The organism is Pseudoteredinibacter isoporae (genome assembly GCF_040372805.1).
GTDB classification, from domain to species: Bacteria; Pseudomonadota; Gammaproteobacteria; order Pseudomonadales; family Cellvibrionaceae; genus Pseudoteredinibacter; species Pseudoteredinibacter isoporae_A.
The window spans coordinates 67,852-88,806 of the sequence record NZ_BAABWJ010000006.1 but is presented as its reverse complement, the minus strand read 5'-3'; the positions used below and the strand labels follow the sequence as shown (position 1 = coordinate 88,806).

General features: G+C 48.9%; 11 protein-coding genes. 7 read left to right on the top strand and 4 right to left on the bottom strand.

All coding sequences use genetic code 11. The features are described from left to right. The first annotated feature begins 1 nt into the window (after nucleotide 1). From ABWW03_RS13055 to ABWW03_RS13035, 5 genes are all read left to right on the top strand, one after another. A complete protein-coding gene (locus ABWW03_RS13055) occupies nucleotides 2-922 on the top strand; it encodes an AAA family ATPase (protein WP_353408774.1) in 921 nt (306 codons plus the stop codon). After that, nucleotides 922-1,992, top strand: a complete 1,071-nt coding sequence (locus ABWW03_RS13050; protein ID WP_353408773.1) for a DUF58 domain-containing protein — start codon at nucleotides 922-924, stop codon at nucleotides 1,990-1,992. The genes ABWW03_RS13055 and ABWW03_RS13050 overlap by 1 nt, the downstream gene beginning before the upstream one ends. Continuing rightward, a complete protein-coding gene (locus ABWW03_RS13045) occupies nucleotides 1,989-4,034 on the top strand; it encodes a DUF3488 and transglutaminase-like domain-containing protein (RefSeq protein ID WP_353408772.1) in 2,046 nt (681 codons plus the stop codon). Before ABWW03_RS13050 ends, ABWW03_RS13045 begins: the two co-directional genes overlap by 4 nt. 145 nt (nucleotides 4,035-4,179) lie before the next feature. Next, on the top strand, nucleotides 4,180-5,394 hold the full coding sequence (locus tag ABWW03_RS13040; protein WP_353408771.1) for a D-alanyl-D-alanine carboxypeptidase: 1,215 nt from the start codon (nucleotides 4,180-4,182) through the stop codon (nucleotides 5,392-5,394). Between the two features lie 257 nt (nucleotides 5,395-5,651). Beyond that, nucleotides 5,652-6,941, top strand: a complete 1,290-nt coding sequence (locus ABWW03_RS13035; protein ID WP_435372758.1) for an ammonium transporter — start codon at nucleotides 5,652-5,654, stop codon at nucleotides 6,939-6,941. A gap of 192 nt (nucleotides 6,942-7,133) precedes the next feature. Here the strand turns inward: ABWW03_RS13035 and ABWW03_RS13030 are convergent, their stop codons facing one another. The 3 genes from ABWW03_RS13030 to ABWW03_RS13020 all read right to left on the bottom strand — a co-directional run bounded on the left by ABWW03_RS13030 (nucleotide 7,134) and on the right by ABWW03_RS13020 (nucleotide 10,637). Continuing rightward, nucleotides 7,134-7,910: a hypothetical protein gene (locus ABWW03_RS13030; protein ID WP_353408769.1), complete on the bottom strand. Its 777-nt coding sequence runs from the start codon at nucleotides 7,908-7,910 to the stop codon at nucleotides 7,134-7,136. Nucleotides 7,911-7,996: 86 nt separating this feature from the next. Beyond that, a complete protein-coding gene (locus ABWW03_RS13025; protein WP_353408768.1) occupies nucleotides 7,997-9,724 on the bottom strand; it encodes a SulP family inorganic anion transporter in 1,728 nt (575 codons plus the stop codon). Nucleotides 9,725-9,764: 40 nt separating this feature from the next. Next, nucleotides 9,765-10,637, bottom strand: coding sequence for an MBL fold metallo-hydrolase (locus tag ABWW03_RS13020; RefSeq protein ID WP_353408767.1), 873 nt, complete (start codon nucleotides 10,635-10,637; stop codon nucleotides 9,765-9,767). A gap of 380 nt (nucleotides 10,638-11,017) precedes the next feature. Here ABWW03_RS13020 and ABWW03_RS13015 point away from each other — a divergent pair, with 380 nt between their 5' ends. Further along, nucleotides 11,018-17,206, top strand: coding sequence for an RHS repeat-associated core domain-containing protein (locus ABWW03_RS13015; protein WP_353408766.1), 6,189 nt, complete (start codon nucleotides 11,018-11,020; stop codon nucleotides 17,204-17,206). Between the two features lies 1 nt (nucleotide 17,207). Beyond that, nucleotides 17,208-17,651, top strand: coding sequence for a hypothetical protein (locus ABWW03_RS13010; RefSeq protein WP_353408765.1), 444 nt, complete (start codon nucleotides 17,208-17,210; stop codon nucleotides 17,649-17,651). A 288-nt stretch (nucleotides 17,652-17,939) separates the two neighbouring features. Here ABWW03_RS13010 and ABWW03_RS13005 read toward each other — a convergent pair whose 3' ends face one another. Beyond that, on the bottom strand, nucleotides 17,940-20,783 hold the full coding sequence (locus ABWW03_RS13005) for a hypothetical protein (RefSeq protein WP_353408764.1): 2,844 nt from the start codon (nucleotides 20,781-20,783) through the stop codon (nucleotides 17,940-17,942). Nucleotides 20,784-20,955: the final 172 nt, after the last annotated feature.

The window sequence follows — 20,955 nt, the reverse complement described above, 5'->3', positions numbered from 1 at the left end:
CTTGAGCCATTCGGTATTGCAGCAATCACTTGAGCAACTTGGCAAAGTCGTACTGGGGAAAGAAGAACAATTAAAGTTAGCTATGGCCTGTTTATTGGCGAAAGGGCATTTGCTCATTGAGGATTTGCCTGGTATGGGTAAAACCACCTTGGCTCATGCGCTCGCTGCGGTAATGGGGTTGCAATACCAGCGTGTCCAGTTCACCAGTGACATGTTACCAGCCGATTTATTGGGTGTTTCCGTTTTCGATGCTCAAAACAGTCGTTTTGATTTTCACCCCGGTCCCATTTTTACACAACTGCTGCTGGCTGATGAAATTAACCGTAGCACGCCAAAAACCCAAAGTGCGTTACTGGAAGCCATGGAAGAAGGGCAGGTGAGCATTGAAGGTGAAACTCGTCCATTGCCTAAACCTTTTTTCGTGTTGGCAACTCAAAACCCGGTGCACCAGTCCGGTACTTTTCCTTTACCGGAATCTCAACTCGATCGATTTTTAATGCGTATTTCATTGGGCTACCCTTCTGCGGCGGCTGAGCGATTGCTGTTAAAAGGCGTGAACCCCCGAGAGTTCTTAAAATCGCTGCAGGCCACTATGAGCCTTGAGCAACTGGCAGAACTGCAGGCGAAAACCAGTGAGGTTCATATCAGCGATCATGTGTTAGATTATATTCAGCGCCTGGTGCAATTCAGCCGCGATTACGATGGCTTCAGCTATGGCATTTCCCCACGTGGTGCTTTGGCGTTGGTATCTGCTGCAAAAGCCTGGGCGCTGGTCGAAGGGCGAGAGCATTTGCTCCCAGAAGATGTGCAAGCAGTGATGCCCTCTGTGATGGAGCACCGACTGCGGGCGAGCAGTCATGCTGCGGGTCAAGGTCAGCTGGTGGACATCGTTATTAATGCTGTGGATGTTCTGCAGGGCTAATGGCTGTGGCCGCGCAAAAACACAAACGCCCGTTATCAAGCGCTCGTGAAAACGAGATTGGGCAAGGGTGGGTCGCCAATGTACGCCGGCGTATTCGTCGCTGGGCCTTAAAGCGGCGCCGAGCCCAATCAGCGTTTGTTCTGGATCGCAATAATCTGTTTATTTTTCCTACCGGCTCTGGCTTTTCGCTGTTACTGGTTATGTTGTTGATGTGGCTGTTGGGCACGAACTACGACAATAACCTGATTCTCGCCTTGGCCTTTTTACTGGGTAGCATTTTAATCACTTGTATTCTGCACACCCATGCGAGTCTCGCAGGCTTGAAAGTGGAGCTGATGCAGATTCAGGAAGGCTTTGTTGGCGATGAATTGCAAGTGAATCTGCGTTTGAGCAGTCAGGGTAAGCGTGACTACCCTGATGTTCGCCTGTTTTGGGCGGGGCAATTCCCAAAAGCTGTGCACATTGAAGAGCAGGAGCCCCTGCGGCTGTCACTGAGCTTTACTGCCCCTCGGCGAGGACCAGTTTCACCACCGTTGTTATGTGTTGAAAGCCGCTATCCCTTGGGTTTACTGCGTTGTTGGACGTGGTTGCGTTTTGATGCTGAAGCACTGGTTTATCCAAAACCGGTGGATGCCGGGCCGCTTCCGGCCAGTGCAAGCAGTGAAGGCAGCGGTGACAGCGAGCCCGTGTTGCTTGAAGGCGCAGAGGATTTCAGCGGTTTTCACAGTTATCGTGATGGTGAATCCCTGCGACACATTTCCTGGAAACATTATGCTCAGGGTAAAGGCCTGTTCGTAAAAGACTTTCAGGCCTATGCAGATGAGCAATTATGGATCGATTGGGATGCGTTGCCAGGAATGGATCGTGAAGCTCGCCTGCAACGTCTCTGCGATTGGTTGTTGCACTTGGCCGAGGGTGTGCAGCCTTTTGGCATGCGTTTGCCGGGGATGGAAATAGCACCGAATATCGGGCCTGAACATCGTTTACATTGTTTGCGTTGCCTGGCCAGTTTTGAAGCGGCGCAATTGGCTCCAATCGACGTGGGGTATTATCTGGAGGGCGGGGTGTGAGCTTAGTTTATCAAATTCCCCGCAAAGCACTCTGGTGGTTGCTGATCGCGCAGGCGGCGGTGATACTTCCTTTACTGCAACACTTGCCGAGTTGGTTAATACTCGTGTGGACTGTCTGTGTTGCCTGGCGTGTACAGATTGTTCGTGGAGTTTATGACGCACCCAAATCGATTGTAAAAATTCCTTTGGCGCTGGCCATGGTGGCCGCACTGATCTTAAGCTTTGGCAAATTGTTTGCACTGGAGCCTTTGGTGGCTTTGTTGCTACTGGCGTTTTTGTTGAAACTCTTGGAGCTGCAATCGCAACGGGACGTGCTGTTGCTTTTGTTGTTGGGCTTTTTTGTCGGCTCTACTCAGCTGTTATTTTCGACCAGTATCCTGGCGTTTCTATACGCGGTATGTTCATTTACTTTATTGCTCACCGCCTTTATGGCGCTGCATACCGCAACTGAATCCAAATCACTTTGGCAAAGCCTGAAAAAGTCCTCACTGATTATTGTGCAGGCTGTGCCCCTGGCCGTACTGTTGTTTTTTATTATGCCGCGCATTGGCTCCCTCTGGACGGTACCCATGTCGAGTGGCAGTGGCAAAACTGGCTTCAGTGATTCCATGGCACCAGGCAACATCAGCCAGTTAAACAAGGATTATTCGCCGGCGTTCCGGGTTGATTTTGCGGATAAAAAGCCACCCGCTCAACGGGAGTTATATTGGCGGGGGCTCAGTTTAAGCGCCTTCGATGGTCGTCGCTGGGAAATGCCTTTTCAGAATCGCAACGCGCGTTTACGTTACCATCATTTGCGTCAGCAGGAACGGAAACAGCCGCCGCAGTGGAAGGTCGACTTCACAGGATACCGTCGGCAGGCGGATGTGCTGTTTTTTGACTATGAAGTCATGATGGAACCCAGTTTTCAACCTTGGTTATTCAGTATGGCTACGGCGGAAGTGGGGCTCAATAATGTTATTGCAACGGATGATTTCTTGCATTTGCGTGAGAGCCCTGTGGCTCAGCGTTTGTTGTATCGGGTGCGTTCCTACCCCCAGTTTTCTCGAGAAATCGATTCCCTGACTCGCGGCCAGCGTTTTATTAACACACAGCTTCCACAGGATGTGAATCCACGCACTGCGCAGTTGGTGGCATCGTGGCGCCAAGAAGGTAAAAGTGATCGACAGATCATTGCTCAGGCGCTACGTTGGTTCCAGGGGGAGTTTACCTACAGCCTTCAAGACACCGCTCTCGCGGCCGAAAACCCGGTCGATGATTTTCTGTTTAATCGTCAGCGTGGTTATTGCGAGCATTTCTCCAGCGCGTTTGTAGTGATGATGCGCGCGGCGGATATTCCCGCGCGTGTGGTGTTAGGGTATCAGGGAGGGCAGTGGAATGACGATGAGCAATATCTGCTCGTCACTCAGGCCGATGCCCATGCTTGGGCGGAAGTCTGGTTGCCGAGCGTCGGGTGGCAGCGCGTAGACCCGACCAACGCCGTGGCACCCGAGCGGATCGAGTTGGGTTTTCGGGAGTACATTGAGCAGGCCAGTGCTGCCAGTGAAACGAATGGTTTTGCCGAGTTACGCCAAGCCCCCTGGCTGGCGCAGGTGCAAATGCGCTTGGATGCTTTGAACTACAGCTGGCAGAGCTGGGTGTTAAGTTACGATCAGGAGCAGCAGCTGATCTTTTTTCAAAAAGTTCTGGGTGGCGATGAGCATTGGCGCATTGTGGCGGCATTGATGGCTTCGGCGACGTTGATGCTGGCAATATTGGGCTTGTGGTTGTGGTGGCGAGCGCGGCCGTTACCGCCGCCCCCTGAGCTGCTTCCCTGGTTATTGTTGGAACAGAAGCTTCAGCGATCGGGTTGGCAGCGGAATCCTGCGGAAACGGCGCAGCAGTTTGCTGAGCGAATAGGTTCTGAGAAACCGGAACTCGCCGGCATATTGGGGCGCTATACACAGTTGGCCTACAAGCTGTTGTATTTGCCCCCGAATACCGAGCAGCAAGAAGCCATTATTCAACAGCTTCGACGCCTGCGAAACTCTCTTCGCCTTTAGTCCTCTAAGCCTAAGCCCCGGTTTTTCAGCGCGGGAATGGACCGGGGCATCTATCGCCCGGATTCTCTCGCTTTCAATGATCCCTGATCAGTGGCAGAATCCCATGCTTTGTCGCTTCAAACGCCGTAATAAGAAAGACTAAATAATGATCAAACGTTTTATTTCCAAATTTAAGAGCCCTCGCTCCAGAGTTGCTGTCAACGTTGTACTAACAACCGCTTTGACGGTGGGCTTTGCTGCCAGCAGTCAGGCCAAGCCTCTGGCAGACTACCTGAACGAAGTTAAGGCTATGCCCGAAGCGAGTTTGCTGACCGCTGCCGGGCCAGACGCTGTTGATATTCGCAGCGAAAAATTACTGATTCCAGCATCCACAATGAAACTCCTGACCGCTTATTTGGCACTGGATCGCTGGGGGGAAGACCATCGTTTAAGCACAGAGTTTTATCGTTCAGGCGATACACTGTGGGTGCGAGGTTTAGGCGATCCAAATCTAACGTCAGAAGAATTGGAACTGGTGGCCTTGGCTTTAGATAAGAAACTGGATTTAAGCGGTATTAAAAAGCTCGCCGTCGATCACAGTTATTTTCCCGATATCAATCTGGATGGTCGAGGCAAATCAAACAACCCTTATGATGCGGCCAATTCAGCAATCGGTGTTAATTACAATACCGTTTATTTAAAACGCGACCGTCGGGGTTTGTATTCTGGTGAGGCCCAAACCCCTATGACGCCAATGGCCAAAAAACTTGGTCGGTGGGTGAAGGGCAGCTATCGCATGAGCTTACCGGGTGGTCGTGATAAAGCCGCTCAGTATTTCGCTGAAGTGTTTAGCCAAATTGTTTTTGGCAAGCAGTTGCCCATTGAAATCTCCGTTTTGCCAGCAGGCGCTGAAAAAGTCTACACTCATAAAAATTCCAAAACCATGGCTCGCGTCGTCGAGCAAATGCTGGAGTATTCGAACAATTACACAGCGAATCAATTGTTTCTTTTATTGGGTGCTGAAGCCAATGGCGGAGTGGTGAGCGAGCAAGCGGCTATTGATTATGCCAGCCGACGATTTCGTGACAAGCTGGCTTGGAAAGAGTTCGCAATTTTCGATGGCGCCGGTCTCTCTCGCAAAAACCGTTTGAACACTAAGCAGTTGTTGTCAGTGGCTGAACAAATGCGTCCTTGGCGTTGGTTGCTACCGAGCGCTCGTGATCATATTCGTGCAAAAACGGGCACGATGTTGAGAATCAGCAGTTTGGCCGGCTTTTATCGTGACCCTAAGGGGCACTGGCGTGCCTTTGCCTTGATGATCAATGATGAGGATGTCACCTTTGACTACCGTTTCCGCCTGTCTGAGCAGCTGGGGCGATAGGCTCAAGGCCTCTTTCTGAGCTTCTCTTTGGCAATGCGTCATAATGGTGCATTGCCAGTATTCCCTCACTATATCTGCCTTGTTCTAGTGCAGTTTTGCCCTCCCTAAAATCACCGCCCTGGTGCAAGCCTTTGAATGTATGCCTGTTTCCAAGGCACGCCCGGCTTTTTTCGTTTTAGGCACGATTACTGCTATACCACCTCTGATTTGGCTGTGCGAGGCCATATAAAAACCATAGCAAAAAAGAGATGTGCTCTATGAAACGATTATTATCATTGGTCTTGCTCGGGGGAGCGCTACCCAACACGGTATATGCCGATGCCCTGAACGGCGCCAATACTGCTTGGATTCTAACCGCCACCGCCCTTGTCTTATTCATGACCCTGCCAGGGCTTTCTCTTTTTTATGCCGGTCTGGTACGCAGTAAAAATGTACTGTCGGTATTGATGCAATGTTTTGCCATCGCTTGTGTAGCGTCTATTTTATGGTTGGTCTTCGGCTACAGTCTGGCCTTCGCTGAAGGCAACAGCTGGATCGGTGATTTCAGCAAAGCGTTTTTGTATGGCATTGATGCAGGAACCCTGAGCGGCGATATTCCCGAACCGTTATTTTTCATTTTCCAAATGACCTTTGCGATTATTACTCCTGCGTTGATTGTGGGTGCGTTCGCCGAACGTATGAAATTCTCTTCGATGTTACTGTTCAGTGCGGCTTGGTTAATCTTTGTGTACGCTCCGGTTTGCCACTGGGTTTGGGGCGGTGGATGGCTGCAGGAAATGGGCTTACTTGATTTCGCCGGGGGGACGGTTGTGCACGTTACTGCTGGCGTAGGTGCATTGGTTGCCGCGATGGTGATTGGCAATCGTCGTGGCTATCCGCGCACGCCGATGCCTCCGCATAATCTGACAATGACGGTAACCGGTGCCGGTATGTTATGGGTAGGTTGGTTTGGTTTTAACGGCGGCTCCGCGTTGGCCGCCAATGGTGATGCAGCGATGGCCATGTTGGTGACGCATATCTCTGCTGCCGCCGGTTCCTTGGCCTGGATGACCATTGAGTGGCTTCGCCATGGCAAACCGAGTGTGTTGGGTATTGTAACGGGTATGGTTGCCGGTTTAGGTACGATTACACCGGCTTCGGGTTTTGTTGGCCCGGGCGGTGCGTTAGTTATTGGTTTGGTTGCCGGCGTTGTGTGTTTCTATGCAACGCAATGGATTAAACGTAAGTTGCTGATCGATGACTCCTTGGATGTTTTCCCGGTGCACGGTGTGGGTGGCATTATAGGAACCTTAATGGCCGGTGTGTTCGCGTCCCAAGATCTAGGGGTCTTTTCCGGCTGGGGTTTTGCCGATGGCATTGAGACCATGGCCGGGCAGGTTTGGGTTCAATTCGTGGGTGTAGCTGCAACGTTTGTGTATACCGGGATTGTGACCTTTGTGTTGTTAAAGCTCGTTGGCTTAATGACTGATGGTATTCGTGTGAGCGATGATGAGGAAGTGGAAGGCCTGGATATCGTCTTGCATGAAGAGGTTGGTTATAAGTTTTAGTATGGAAGTGGTAATGCGGGTCGCCGACATTCGTGTCAAGGTGAAGGTGGCCATTACTTTCTAGAGACACATAAGCGGGCCGATGAAACTCTTCATCGGCCGCCCATACCCTGGACGTTCAAAAAACAATAGGGTTATCCATGGCTCTCTTGAGGGGAAACCTGCTATTCAGAATACCTGACCTCACATCATTTAATTGAGCTTGAGCCGTCCAAATTCAAGTTCACGCTTTTGCTTCTTTAAACAGTTTTTCCTGACCCACATGGTTTCTCCGGCATTATCAATAACCTTAAAACAGTGGCCATTACCATCACTGAAATGCTCAGCAGTACCATCGTTGTAGTTGCCAATATCAACCGACTCACGACGGCGATTGAATTCTTTCAGTTCCTCGCTGTGTAGGTACTGACGGAACTTGTTGTCGAAAACGGTGTTATGTGGCCCGGTGTTTTGTTCAGTTTCCGTTCCTAGCGGACTTTCGCTGCCAGAATCGTCATTAATGATGGATTGAATCAGAGAGTAATCAATTGCGGGCGAGGGAGGAGGCTGGTCTGTAGCCTCTGTTTTCTGTGAGGGTTGTGGGTGGTCAGCCTGAGGCGCTGGGGCGTTTGTGCTCTGCGGTGTGATTGCCGCTTCGACCTTTGCCGTTTCCGCTTCGGGTTTGCGAACAGGCGGTTCACTGACGGCTTGGGGTGTGTTTAGACTGACACTTAATGTTGTGTGAGAGTTTGGTGTATCGAATTCCGGTTGGCTCAGAAACGCCAGGCTGATAAAAATCCCAAACGCGGCGAGGGTAGTAAACAGTGCCGGGCCATCCCAGCCTGAGATCAGTTTGTCTTGTGGGGCAGGAAAGCCAATGTCGGGATTGTGTGCCAAAAAAAGTGCCGGCAAGAACGGTTTAGTTTCCGGCGCCAGTGGGCATTCGTCCGTTGATAGGTAAGTACTCTGTTCCAATTGCACTGGATTCAAAAGTTAGCGAAGCGTTTAAGGATAGTGTTTGGGCAGTGCTGATTTGGATTAGTTCCGTGTTACCTTGCCTGCGCTCACAGGGGGTTCTAGATTCTTGGTGTCAGTGTTGCATCAAGTTCGTTGCAGAGTTGGTTAAAGGCCTGGTACTGGCTTAGGAACACTTGGCCGCTGAGGCTCTGCAAAAAACGGGATTTTTGTAACTGATCCATCACCGGACCTTTAACTTCCGATAAATGAAAGCGGATGCCAGCGTGGTGCAAGCGTTGGTTGAGGGATTCCAGACCTTCCAGGGCAGAGTAATCAATGCTGTTAATAGCAGAGCACATGAGCACGACATGTTCGACGCCTTCTCGGCTGATGGCTTCCGCGTAGAGCTTATCTTCCAGGTAGCGAATATTCGCAAAATACAAACTCTCGTCCACCCGCGCCGACAGTACCGCACCGCTACAAATAACTGAATGACGGTCTTTATTTCGAAAATGCTGGGTGCCGGGCATCAGACCTACCTCGGCAATATGTGGGCGTGAGGTTTTCCAAAGATGGAGCGCAAGGGAAATGGCGACGCCCGCAAAAATACCCGTTTCCACGCCTTGCAGTAATACCAGAGAGAGGGTCGTAATCAAGGCGATAAAATCAACTTTGCTGACGCGCCAGGTATCCCGAATCGAATGCCAGTCCAGTAAAGAGCTGACGGCAACGATAATCGTCGCTGCCAGGGTGGCATGGGGCAGATAATAAAATAACGGCGTTAAGAAAAGACAGGTCATGGCAATGCCAATAGCGGTGAACACACCGGCCATCGGGCTGAGGGCGCCCGCGTCAAAACTCACCACAGAACGAGCAAAGCCGCCGGTCACGGGGTAAGCTCCTGAGCAAGCCGCAGCCATATTGGCGGCGCCGAGCCCGAGCAGTTCCTGATCGGGCTCAATACGTTGGCGGCGTTTGGCGGCGAGCGATTGTGCAACGGACACGGATTCAACAAAACCAATCAAACTGATCATTAACGCTGCGGGAAAAAGATCCCGAGCCAACGGCCCGTTGAACTCGGGAAGCTGAAGATCAGGGAGACCGGCTGGAATACTCGCCACAATGGATAAGCCCTGTTGATCAAGGCCCAGGAATTTCACCAACAAAATCGCGATAACAATCACGACGATCGGCCCGGCTTTGCCGAACAGTTCGGCATTGTGTTCACTGACGCCACAGCGTTTAAGCAGAGCGCTAGCATATTGGCGGCTCAGAATCAGCAGTCCCAGGCTAGCCAAACCAAGTACGAGAGCAAGGCTACTAAAGGCTGAGTGATTGTGCACAAAGCTGTTCAGCATATCGGGTAGTGTATGACCGGCGAGTGGAAACCCCAAAAAATGTTTCAGCTGACCCAAGGCGATCAATAGAGCCGAGCCAAAAATAAAACCCGACATCACGGCATGGGATAGCAGACTGGCGAACCATCCTAATCGCAGCAAACCCATCAGTACTAATAGAGCGCCTGAGATCGCTGCCAATAACATGGCAGCTTGAATGGCCTGTTCCCCGGTGTACTGGCTAATCGTGCTGGCGGTAAGCAGTGAAATGATCGCGACGGGGCCTACCGCCAGAACTCGGCTGCTGCCAAATACTGCATAAGCCAATAACGGCAATATGCTGGCATACAAGCCCATTTGAGCTGGCAGCCCCGCCAGCATGGCATAGGCAAGGCTTTGTGGTATCAGGAGAATAGTAACAATAACCGAGGCCAGGGCATCAGCAGGTATATCACGTTTGTGATAATCCTTTTTCCAGGGGAAAACACTGGGCAAGAGTGTAGAGTGCATGGCCTTTCTCGATTATTTCGTACCGGAACGGGCTACGGTTTTAAAGTACGTCCAAGGGAATTTTTAAATATCGAGTTCCATTGGATTCTGCTGGAGGTTTGTGACCCGCCCGCATATTGATTTGCACCGAAGGTAAGATTAGGCGAGGCATCGTGAGTTGCGCATCACGGTGTTGGCGCATCGCGACAAATTCAGATTCACCGACATCAGCCACGTGAATATTCTTACGTTGTTCAGCAATTGTGCTTTGCCATTGATATTCCTCTCGGCCTTCGGGTAAATAGTCGTGGCATAAGAAAACCCGAATGTGATCTGGCAGGCTCAATAACTTTTGAATGGACTGATACAAAATGCGTGCGTTCCCGCCGGGAAAGTCACAGCGAGCAGTGCCGTAATCCGGCATGAAGAGGGTGTCGCCCACAAACAACGCATCTTCGACCAAGTAGCTGATACAGGCGGGAGTGTGGCCTGGGGTATGAATGACCTTTGTTTTCAGTCCGCCAATCGTAAATTCATCGCCATCTCGAAATAATTGGTCGAACTGACGGCCATCCCGAGCGAACTCGGTTTCCGCATGGAACAAATCCCCAAAGACACTTTGCACCTGTGTAATGTGTTCCCCAATGGCGATCTTCCCGCCCAGCTTCTGTTGGATATAAGGCGCGGCGGAAAGGTGATCGGCGTGCACATGGGTTTCCAGCAGCCACTGCAACTGCAGACCTTCGTTGTTAATCAAGTCCACCAAGCGATCAGCATTATGCGTAGATGTTCGCCCGGACGCGGGATCGTAATCCAAGACTGAATCCACAATTGCACAGGCCGAGCTTGTCGGGTCTTTGATGAGATAGCTAATGGTATATGTCTCAGGATCGAAGAAACCGCGAACATCCGCCACCGGAAGGCTAGAAGACATGCTGATACATCCCAGAGTGTGATTAGAAGTTGGGCTAGGATAGGGGGGGCATGACCTTATGTCAATTTTGGAATAAGCTTATTTCTTTTTTGTATATGTGAGGTGCCTGATTTTGAGAGAAATGAGGTGAGAGGGTAAATGGGCCTAATTGAGGTGATTACTCCAGATTCTCGCCTAGGACATATTCTCGCCTAGGACAAAGCTACTACAAATGGGTGTTTTAATGTTTCTATATCCTAATGTTGTTTGATTTTTGAGCTGTTCTTGTTGGGTTGGGCGGTTTTTTGTGATGGGTTTGGATTGATTTGTCTAAACTTACAGTTTATCGTTTCTCTCGGAACATAAACCCTAACTCCCTGTGGTCATTTCAAGGAACGAAGATGCATTCATTGCTGCGCTCTCCTATCGCGTTATTTCTGTTTTCGCAAATCGTCTTATTTACCGCTCAACAAAGCCTAGCCGCTCAAACGGCCACCCCGCCTGGGTTGAGTTTGCCTAATATCACCTTGGAATCGAATTTGGGTGGTTACTATCGAGGCGAACTGGGTGGACAGGCCCGCGTTGATCACCTTGGTGCCGCTGTCTACGAAATCCCCTTTGAAATCCCTGAGCATATCGGAGCATTACGCCCAAATCTGAGTATCTATTACAACAGTAATGCAAAAGAAGGGCTCTTGGGACAAGGCTGGTCGATTCGAGGCATTGACGACAAAATTGAGCGTTGTTCCAAAACAATGCTGCATGACGGCGAAGTTGGAACTATTGGATACGACAGTGATGATAGATTTTGTTTGAATGGCCAACGCCTAATTGCTATCCAAGGTACTTACGGAGCAAATGGAACGGAGTACCGAACTGAAAACGACCGATTTGCTCGAATTACCTCACAGGGACAAAGCGAAAGTGGGCCTTTGTCATTTAAAGTTGAAACGAAATCAGGCCTTATTAAGCATTATGGAGTTGAGACATCAAAGATCGAAGTTTGGCAACGGAATCTCGTAGTCACCTGGGCTTTAGGTAAAGTCGAAGATCGATCAGGTAATATGTATAAATACCAGTATGACCGATCTGCGAATTACAGTTCTTACCAAATTAGGAAAATTATTTTTGGGCATAACAACTCTTTCAATGATAGTTACAGAGTTGAGTTTAAAAGTGAGGGATCTTGGCGCACTGGGAGGCAAGGCGGGTTCAGGAAAACCTTTTCTTTTAAGAGAATTCAAAGTGCTGAGGTTTATGTTCGCAACGATAAAGTTTCTACACTTTACTTTCGTTATAAAAACCCATCTCCTGTGGATCAGCTAACTTCTATCAAAAAATGTGGGAAGGGGGGGTGCCCAGAGACACTTAATATCGAATGGGCTGGAAATGGCGCATTGACTGCTGATCCCCAGTTCTTAAACGTTCCCTTTGAACCTATTCCTGCCGATGGCTCGCGCTCTTGCCCGAAAGAAATGCAGGACTACCCGCGTTGGCATGATTTTGATGGCGATGGCCGAGTGGATTACCTGTTCTTTGAGCCGCAAAGCTCATTTACTTTTGATGCATCATCCATACTTAGTCCGAAGCTCTGGCTCAGTAGCCGTGATACTGTAGAAACTTGGTCCAGTGACGCTGCAAATGATGTCGAGGAGCTGCTGTTTGGTGACATCGACAACGACGGTAAAACCGACATTGTCAATGTTGATGAGGATGTTTCTGGCAATATAGAAGTCTCACTATCAACTGGTACGGGTTTTTCTACTCAAAATTGGGGTTTATCTCCCACTGATCCTGCTGAAACGGTGTGGGGAAATCAGACATACACAACGGCTCCATTGGATTCAGAGCATAGTTTGAGAGACGTCAATAGTGATGGGCGTCTCGATTTTGTGTCTATCTATCGGTACAGCACTAGACGCAATCAGGGTGGACAAAATCTGGATTTTGCATGGTTCGATGTCTATGTTCGCCTCAATACAGGCAGTGATTTTTCAGTGGCAACCAAATGGGCCGCGGGTGTGAACGGATACTATGACAAGGGCAGGTCTTGGGTTGATGTTAACAGTGATGGATTAATAGATATTGTCTCGGGGAGTTTGGCGTTTCACATCAACAATGGCTCTATTTTTTCGAGTGCTCAAAATTGGAGTAATAACTCAAACAACTATCCTTACGAGCAATCTCCGAATGCATCGTATATGGATGTTAACAAGGATGGGTTGCCTGATCGGTTGGAATATAAAGAACTCAATGGCCAAACAGGTTGGCATTACCGTATTAATGATGGCTCCGGGTTTGAATCTTATGATCATTTTTATACCAATGCCGGACTTATTCCCGATGTGAATGGAGATGGCTATTTAGATAGCTCAAGTTTCCACTATGAATTACTCCAACACATTAATGCACAGGCCGCGCACAATAGTGATAAATATAAAGTAAGTGGCGGAGTGTCTGTATTATCTCCTCCGTATGGACAATCGGCTGGTGGGTCATTCAGCATACTGAATGGTATTGCGAGTGGCGATGCGACAAAAGGGCACAATTTCCATCGCCAGATTTTAGATTTTAATAACGACGGTAAGTCGGATCATGTGATTTCATTAGCGAATCATTGTAAAACCGGTTATTTCAGAAATGTCCCGATATACACCTATGGGGAAATCGGCAGGATGTTACTCCAAATCAATAAAACTGTAGATGCTAATAAGGTTAGCAAGATCACGAATAGTGTAGGTGCGTATTCGGAGTTTAGCTATGACTCTATTGCGAATAGTGTTGTACATACTGCAAGTTCTGGATCAGCCTTGCCGATGAAAGATGTAACGGGTGGCCGAACAGTAGTACATACTTTGAAACAACCGAATGGTATGGGTGGCGAGTGGACTAAGACTTATCATTATCAAGGCCGAAAACTGAGTGTTGATGCTAGAGGGGACTTGGGTTTTGAGAAAATTACGGTCAGTAACTCTCAAACGGGTATTACAACAAAAACACATTATTCTCAGGTTTTTCCTACAATTGGTCGTCCAGTTGAAATTGAGAAAGAACATATTGCCAGTGCTCGTCTTTTATCTCGTACTCAGTACACGTACGCTACTCAGGGCACGATTGGTAGCGGTCCAGTATTTCCGTATGTGAGCAGTTCAACGAGCCAAAAATACGATCCGGAAGATGGCCGTTTGCTCAGTACACGTATTGTTAACAATACTGTTGATACCTACGGCAACGTAACTCTTTCGAACGCTGAGCTCAATGATCATGAAACTGGAGTGACGTTTAATACACAAAAGCAGCGTAACTTTACCGTTAATGCCAGCACTTGGCGCTTGGCTCAGCTGGACCAAGAGCAGGTACAGTTTGGTCAAGGTGGTGTATTTGATATTGCGCTCACTCGTACAACCAGCTTTGATTACTATGCGAATGGATTAGTGCATCACCGCTATCAGGAGCCTAATTCAGGCGCGCCTCTGGAGTTGACTCAGCGTTTTGAATACAACAGCAAGGGGCGTCCGATTAAAGTCGAGATTTCCGGGCCTGGCATTACAACGAGATCCAACCTTACTGAGTATCATAGCTGGGGATTGCAACCTAAATCTGTACATAATGCTGTGGGGCATAAGACCTCATACACTTGGTCTCGAGAAGGGTTCTTAACTTCTCAACAAGACGTTAATGGCCTCGCTCAAACTTTCTCTTTTGACAATTACGGTTCCGCTACGGGAACAGTATTGCCCGATGGGAATACTGTTCAGTACGCTATGCGTCGCGACACCACCGGCCAAAACAACAATGCAAAATACTACACCGAAGTCATCCCCACAGGCAAACCCGCCGTACGAACCTTCTACGACATGCTCGGTCGCCCAGTGCGTGTCCGCACCCAAAGCTTCGACGGCCGCTACGTGAATCAAGATACACAATACGATGCCTATGGTCGCCAATATCGAGTGTCAGAAGCATACTTCGATGGTGATACTCCGGTGTGGAATACCACGCACTACGATGCGTATCATCGAATCAGTTCGGTCGATGCGGCGGATAATGTTTCGGATACCACGTTTGATTACGATGGTTTTGAAGCGGGCGTGAAAGACAATGCCAATCGCCGCCAAGTGGCCAAAACGAATGCCAATGGTTGGTTGATTGAGTCTGTTGATAAAGCGGGTACTAAAACTGACTTCAGCTATAACGCCGCGGGACAGCGTACTCGTGTGCGCAGCGCGGTGGGGCTGAGCAAGCAATTCTCTGTGCTGTATCAATACGATCGTTTGGGGCGTATGACTCAGCAAGACGATCCAAGTCATGGCGTCTACAGCTACGAATACAATGCCTTGGGTCAACGTGTTAAAGAAGTGAGTCCCAAAATGTGGGCCGCCAGTCAAAGCGTGCAATTTGCTTATGACCTTTTGGGGCGTATGACCCATCGCTATGAACCCGAAGGCACAACCACATGGGAATATGACAATACCGCCAATGGCAATATGGGCCTGGGTAAACTGCATCGCGAAAGCATGACGGGTTTCAGTCGTCAATACGCGTACGCGGCCGGTCAGTTTGGTCGCTTAACCTCAACCACGACTCAGATCCAAAGTGTGAGTTACACCGAGGGAATGAGTTACGACAATGAAGGTAATCTGGAAACCATAACGTATCCGGCGACTCCGGGGAGTCCGACGGGGTGGAAAGCGCGTTATCAATACAATGATTTGGGCTTCCTGGAGCGTGTCACGAACGATGCCGATACCGAGGTGTATTACCAGCTGGTCAATACGGATGCGGCAGGGCGCTTAACCGAGCAATGGATGGGGGATGGCAGTACCTTAACCCAAACCTATGCGGCCAACAGTTTGCGAGTCACTTCGCAGCAAACCGTAAAAGCGGACAATAACGCCTTACAACATTTTAACTACGCCTATGACAATCTGGGCAATATGACCCAACGCCAGGATGTTACGCGCAATTTGAGCGAAGCCTTTACCTACGATAATTTGGATCGTTTAACCAGTGCTCAAGTTGCTGGTCAAACCAAAGTGGATTACGGCTTTGACGAAGCCGATAACATCACCTTGAAATCTGACATCGGCAGCTACGGTTACAGCGCCACCCGTGCCAATGCGGTGATTGATACCGTTTTGAATGGCGTGGCCGCCAATTACAGCTACGATGACAATGGCAACTTCTTTGCCGGCGACAATATGCCCGGCGCAACTTGGAGCAGCTACAACAAGCCACTGACCTTAACCGAAGGTAGCCATCGTTATGAGTTCAGTTACGGACCTAACCGCGCGCGTTATCGCCAGCTTTATCAAGAAACCGGTCAAGCGGATCGAGTCGTTCATTATGTCGGCGGTAACTTTGAAGTTATTGCTCAGGGTAGCTCGACAGAGTATCGCCACCTAGTTCGGGCGAACGGTCGAGTAGTGATGATGCGTCGTGAGAAAACAGGGGGCACACCCAGTACAGATCATGAATACCTGCACCGTGATCATTTAGGATCGATCACGACTATCAGTAAAGAAAGCGATGGCAGTGCTCTAGGTGAAGTAAGCTACGACGCTTGGGGTAAACGACGCAGTGCCACCGATTGGGCCAGTACTTATCAAGCTCCAACAAGCTTCGACAACTTCGATCGCGGCTACACCGGCCATGAACACCTGTCAGGTGTGGACATTATTCATATGAATGGGCGGGTTTATTCGGCCGAGCTGGGTAAAATGATGAGTCCTGACCCTGTCACTGCAGAGCCAGATAATGGGCGTAACTACAATCGTTACACGTATGCCTTTAATAATCCACTGAGATATACAGATCCTACTGGGTATACTGCCGATGAAGACCCAAATCTTTTAGGAGAAGATCTAACTTTAACTGGCGATGATAAGTCTTTCTGGTTCTGCATATTGAGAGTAGGAATATGTGAACCTGGAGAGGAAGCAGGTGACCCTATTTGGGGTGTGGGTGCCTTGACTCCAGATGAGGAGGATGCATTAGACTGTTGGAATTCGGGAGAATGTAATGAGGCTAATACTGATAGTCCTTTGAATTTAGAGGGGGCAACATTTTCAGAACGCGCAGAAATATATGGGGAAATGCAGAAATTACTGGATAAGGCTGGAATCGACGTGGTTTGGTTTGGAGTTGCTGCTAAGTTGAATGACTATTTTGCAAGCCGAGAATGGATGCTCACCCCAGATGCTGGAAAGTATTTGAATGGATTAGGTGTTGCATTACTTGAGCATAATAGGGGGCTATTCGACAAACTAATGTCAGGAGAAATTACGCAGCGAGGGCAAAACCTTGATAATTTACTAGTTCAAAGTGAGCAGATACAAATACAGTCGTATAATATTGAAAAATATGCAGTTAACGGCGATCCTACGACAATTGCCATCCCAAGCTCAATTTTAGTACCGATTAGTGCTTCATTTGTTGATGGCTTTCCAAGACTTTTTATGCCAAGAGATATGCAAGCAGGAGTGGAATACGTTGAGTCACAATTCAACGAGAACTTTAATTTCTGGGATACCTCTCACCGGATTGTTCTTGGACAATCAATGATGTCAATTGCTCGTCATGGTTACTAATATGAAAAAAATTCAGGACATGTTTTTATTTACGATGTTATTTGTAGTGTTGGAATTACTAATGTTCACCGCTATATATACATTGCATACGATTTTTACTACTAAATTTTCAGTATTTGACGCCATAGCAGTAGGGGCTGGGGGGATTTGGTTTAGATTATTGTCTTATCAATTGCCTTTGCAATTTGTTTTCATGTTAGCAGCTGGGATTGTGAAATTAAATGGAAGCTATTTAATAATACTGGCTACGTCTATGGTGGCCTTAGCTCTGTCGATTATATATATAGGCTCATATCAAGCTTCTGGTGTTGGTCTTGAAGACATTTTCGACCTTTTTAAGATTAATGATTCATATCTGGGAGGAGGAAGTGCCATCTTTATTAGTGTAACTCTTGTATATGCCGTATATAGATATTTCGGCTTTAATAAACTGAAAGATAAGTAGTTTGCAGACTATGCAGGATATCCAGTTGTAGTCGATGTGATCACTTCTAACAGCAAGGCGGGCAGTGTTAGCTGGATTGGGTGATCAGTTCCTGCCAGCAGGGCGAGCAAATTGGGCCGGTGCATACAGTTGATAGCCGCACTCTGTGATCGAATATTTATATTGTAATTACCATGTCGAGCTAACTAGGTGATTGAGGAAGGCCATAGGTTGTTTGAAATTCTACGAGAACTGATTAGGTACTCCTAAGATCATTTTGGTGTTTTCAATTCCCCCATGTTGTCGCCTTCAATCATAAATAATCACACCAAGGTTAATCAGGGTTTGCAGGATGTCGGTTTCATTATTGCCCAGGTTGCTGAGATCCAAATCGGCTAACACAATTTCTTGTGTGTTGCCGCTGAAGGAGCCGTCGCCATCGATATCGATGCGAATGATGGTATCTACTGTGCCGTTGTTGAAGGTTGGCCTCACATTACCGGGTATGGCGTTTTGGTGATCGGTATTGGGGAGCATTTGTTCGATGCTGAGGAACTGTATATCCAAAAAGTCGATGATGCTATCGCCGGCGCCAGGGTCGTAGTTTGTCAGTAGGTCCGTTAGGTTAATGATGTCTTCGCTGGTGTCGAAATGGTAAATGGTGTCCTGATTCGTTTGCGAGCTGCTGCCATTGTCCTGTTGGTTAAAAATGAAGGTGTCGCTTCCTGCGCCGCCGTCCATTACATCCAGGCCACGGCCACCGCGAATGATGTCATTACCGTCACCCCCTGAAATGCTGTCGTCCCAGTCGCCGCCGTGAATGTTGTCCATGCCGTCTTCACCGAGAATAATGTCCATGCCGGTATTGCCGATCAGGGTGTCGTTGCCTATACCGCCGTAGATCAAGTCGTCCCAGGCTCCACCGTCGATGTGGTCGTTGCCTTCGTCGCCATAGAGTCGATCTTTGCCATTGCCGCCTTCAAGCGTGTCATTACCTTGACCACCGTGAAGTTCATCAAAACCGGAATCGCCCTGGATTTGGTCGTCGCCTTCATCGCCGTATAGGCTGTCTGCGCCGTTGCCACCTGAAATATTATCGTTGCCATCCAGCCCGCGAATGTCATCATTTCCCGCGAGCCCGAAGAGTGTATCGCCCATGGTGGTGTTATTGGTGCCTGTCAGGGTATCTGCGTTGTTGGTAGGAACGATTAAGGTTAAACGTGCGGTGTCACTTTGGCCGAATCCATCCATTAGGGTGTATTGAATTTGCTCGTTGTTCTCGACGTTCTGAGTGCCGACTTGAAACTGGTAGTCGCCATTTTGATCAAAAGTTAGGTAACTTTGCTCATCCATATTGTTGAGGGTGAGTTGCCCACTTGCAGAGACTGTGTAGTTGATATTCTGTCCGTTGTTGGTGACAGCCGCTTGCATAGTTACTGCTGTGTTGAGATCAATGTCGATCCCCCGATAGGTGATGCGACTGATGTGAACCGGGCCGGTATAGAGGTCTGCACCGGAGCCATTAATGACATTGCCGGTTATGTCGTGACCGTGAAATTCATGTTCATCGTCATTGGCCTGCAACAACGGCAGAGGGGCAGGCGCTTCGAGAACGGAGGTGTCGTTGGCGCTGATCGTGTTTCCGGCGATGTCTTGAGTGCTGGCCGTGACGGTAATGGTATCCCCTTGATTGAAACTGTTGAAATCCACCCGTACGCTATATTGGCCGTCGGCTGATATATCGGCCTGAGTGTTGAGGCGGTTTCCGCTTTGATCTTCGATCAGAAGCTGCACGGTTGGGCTGGCGCTGTTTTCTCGATTCACTTGCCCGCTGATCGTGGTGCTTTGGGCATCGGCGATGTTGATGAGTTCATCGCCTCCATCAATGATATTGACACGAATGTCGCCGTCATAAAGGGCATCGATTCTGCTGCGGTCTTCGGCAATTAGGGTATTGCCTGCAGCATCTTGAACACTTGCGGTGGCAGAGACGATGTCGCCATGTTGAAAATCGCTGAGATTCACGACGGTTTGATACTGGCCTTGATCGTCGACAAAAACGGTTTGCGCTATGAGGTGACCACTTTCATCCTGAATGAGTAGCGTGACGGCTGAGCCGCTTTGAATTTCTTCGCTGCTGATTTGTCCGCGAATCTCGACATGTGTCAGTTCGGAAAAATTCAGCAGTTCATCACCACCGTCCATAATGACAATACTGAGGTCACCGTCGAGCAGGGCGTCAATGCGGCTGCGATCTTCTGCACTGAGTGAATTACCGGCGAGGTCTTGTAAGCGGGCAATTGCTCGAACCTCACCCTCGAAGCCACTGAGGTCAACCACGATTTCAATATTATTCTGATCGTCGAGTGTGGTGGGGACCGTAATGAGCTGGCCATTGTCGTCGCTAACTGTAATGATAAGTTGTTGGTTAGGTAGTGCCTCGTCTCCTCGATAGCGCCCGCGAATCGTCACCGCGCTTTGCTCTTCCTGATTGATTACGCCATCGCCGCCATCATCGATGGTAATACGGATATCACCTTGCACACTCAGATCAATAAGAGATTGATCTTGACTGCTTAATTGATTACCGGCGAGATCACTCAGTGTGGCTATTGCAGTGATAAGGTCGCCATCCTGGAAGGAACTTAAATCCATGGAGACTTGGTATTGGCCGTTGGCATCCGTAATGGCGCGAGCGAGCAAACTTAAGCCATCTTGATTGCGGATGGTCAGATTGATCACGCTACCCGCGGCAGCTTCAATACCGCTGGCTTGGCCCTGAATAAGAACAGATTGCGCTTCTTCTTGATTGAGTCGGCCGTCACCACCATCAATGATGCGAACACTGAGTTCAGCAAAGACCTCATTGTCGGTGTTTTGTTCTTGTGGCAGTACGGGGAATAAGGCATCGCCTGCGGCATGGGTGTCAAAACCCGCTAATGGAATCACTTGAGTGCCGTTTAAATCAAAACGTACCGCATTGGCCACGCTGGAGCTGCCGCCAGTGTCCGAGCCGGCAGCAGCCGGATCGAGATCTAAAATATCGTCCAGGCTTTTGCCACCTTCGAGGAGCGCTTCAATGTCATGGACCGGTGTTGATTGTGCTTCACTTGCTTGAGTGTCGTTCGCTACCGGCACTGTTTCATCGCTCATTGTGATGACTCCTCCCCAAACTGTAGGGTGCTTTTGGTTTCCCTTTGATAGGCAGGTGTGAAATGTATCACAGTTTTCTGTATGAATACTGAGCGGGATAATGATTTTTAAAATTGGTTCTAAAGTGTTAATTGTGGAAGTTTGCGATTGAGAGAAATGGTTGCCCTCTGTC

Coding starts and splice junctions, on each gene's coding strand:
- ABWW03_RS13050 (WP_353408773.1), top strand. CDS start 922: ATGGCTGTGGCCGCGCAAAAACACAAACGCCCGTTATCAAGCGCTCGT.
- ABWW03_RS13040 (WP_353408771.1), top strand. CDS start 4,180: ATGATCAAACGTTTTATTTCCAAATTTAAGAGCCCTCGCTCCAGAGTT.
- ABWW03_RS13035 (WP_435372758.1), top strand. CDS start 5,652: ATGAAACGATTATTATCATTGGTCTTGCTCGGGGGAGCGCTACCCAAC.
- ABWW03_RS13025 (WP_353408768.1), bottom strand. CDS start 9,724: ATGCACTCTACACTCTTGCCCAGTGTTTTCCCCTGGAAAAAGGATTAT.
- ABWW03_RS13020 (WP_353408767.1), bottom strand. CDS start 10,637: ATGTCTTCTAGCCTTCCGGTGGCGGATGTTCGCGGTTTCTTCGATCCT.
- ABWW03_RS13015 (WP_353408766.1), top strand. CDS start 11,018: ATGCATTCATTGCTGCGCTCTCCTATCGCGTTATTTCTGTTTTCGCAA.
- ABWW03_RS13010 (WP_353408765.1), top strand. CDS start 17,208: ATGAAAAAAATTCAGGACATGTTTTTATTTACGATGTTATTTGTAGTG.
- ABWW03_RS13005 (WP_353408764.1), bottom strand. CDS start 20,783: ATGAGCGATGAAACAGTGCCGGTAGCGAACGACACTCAAGCAAGTGAA.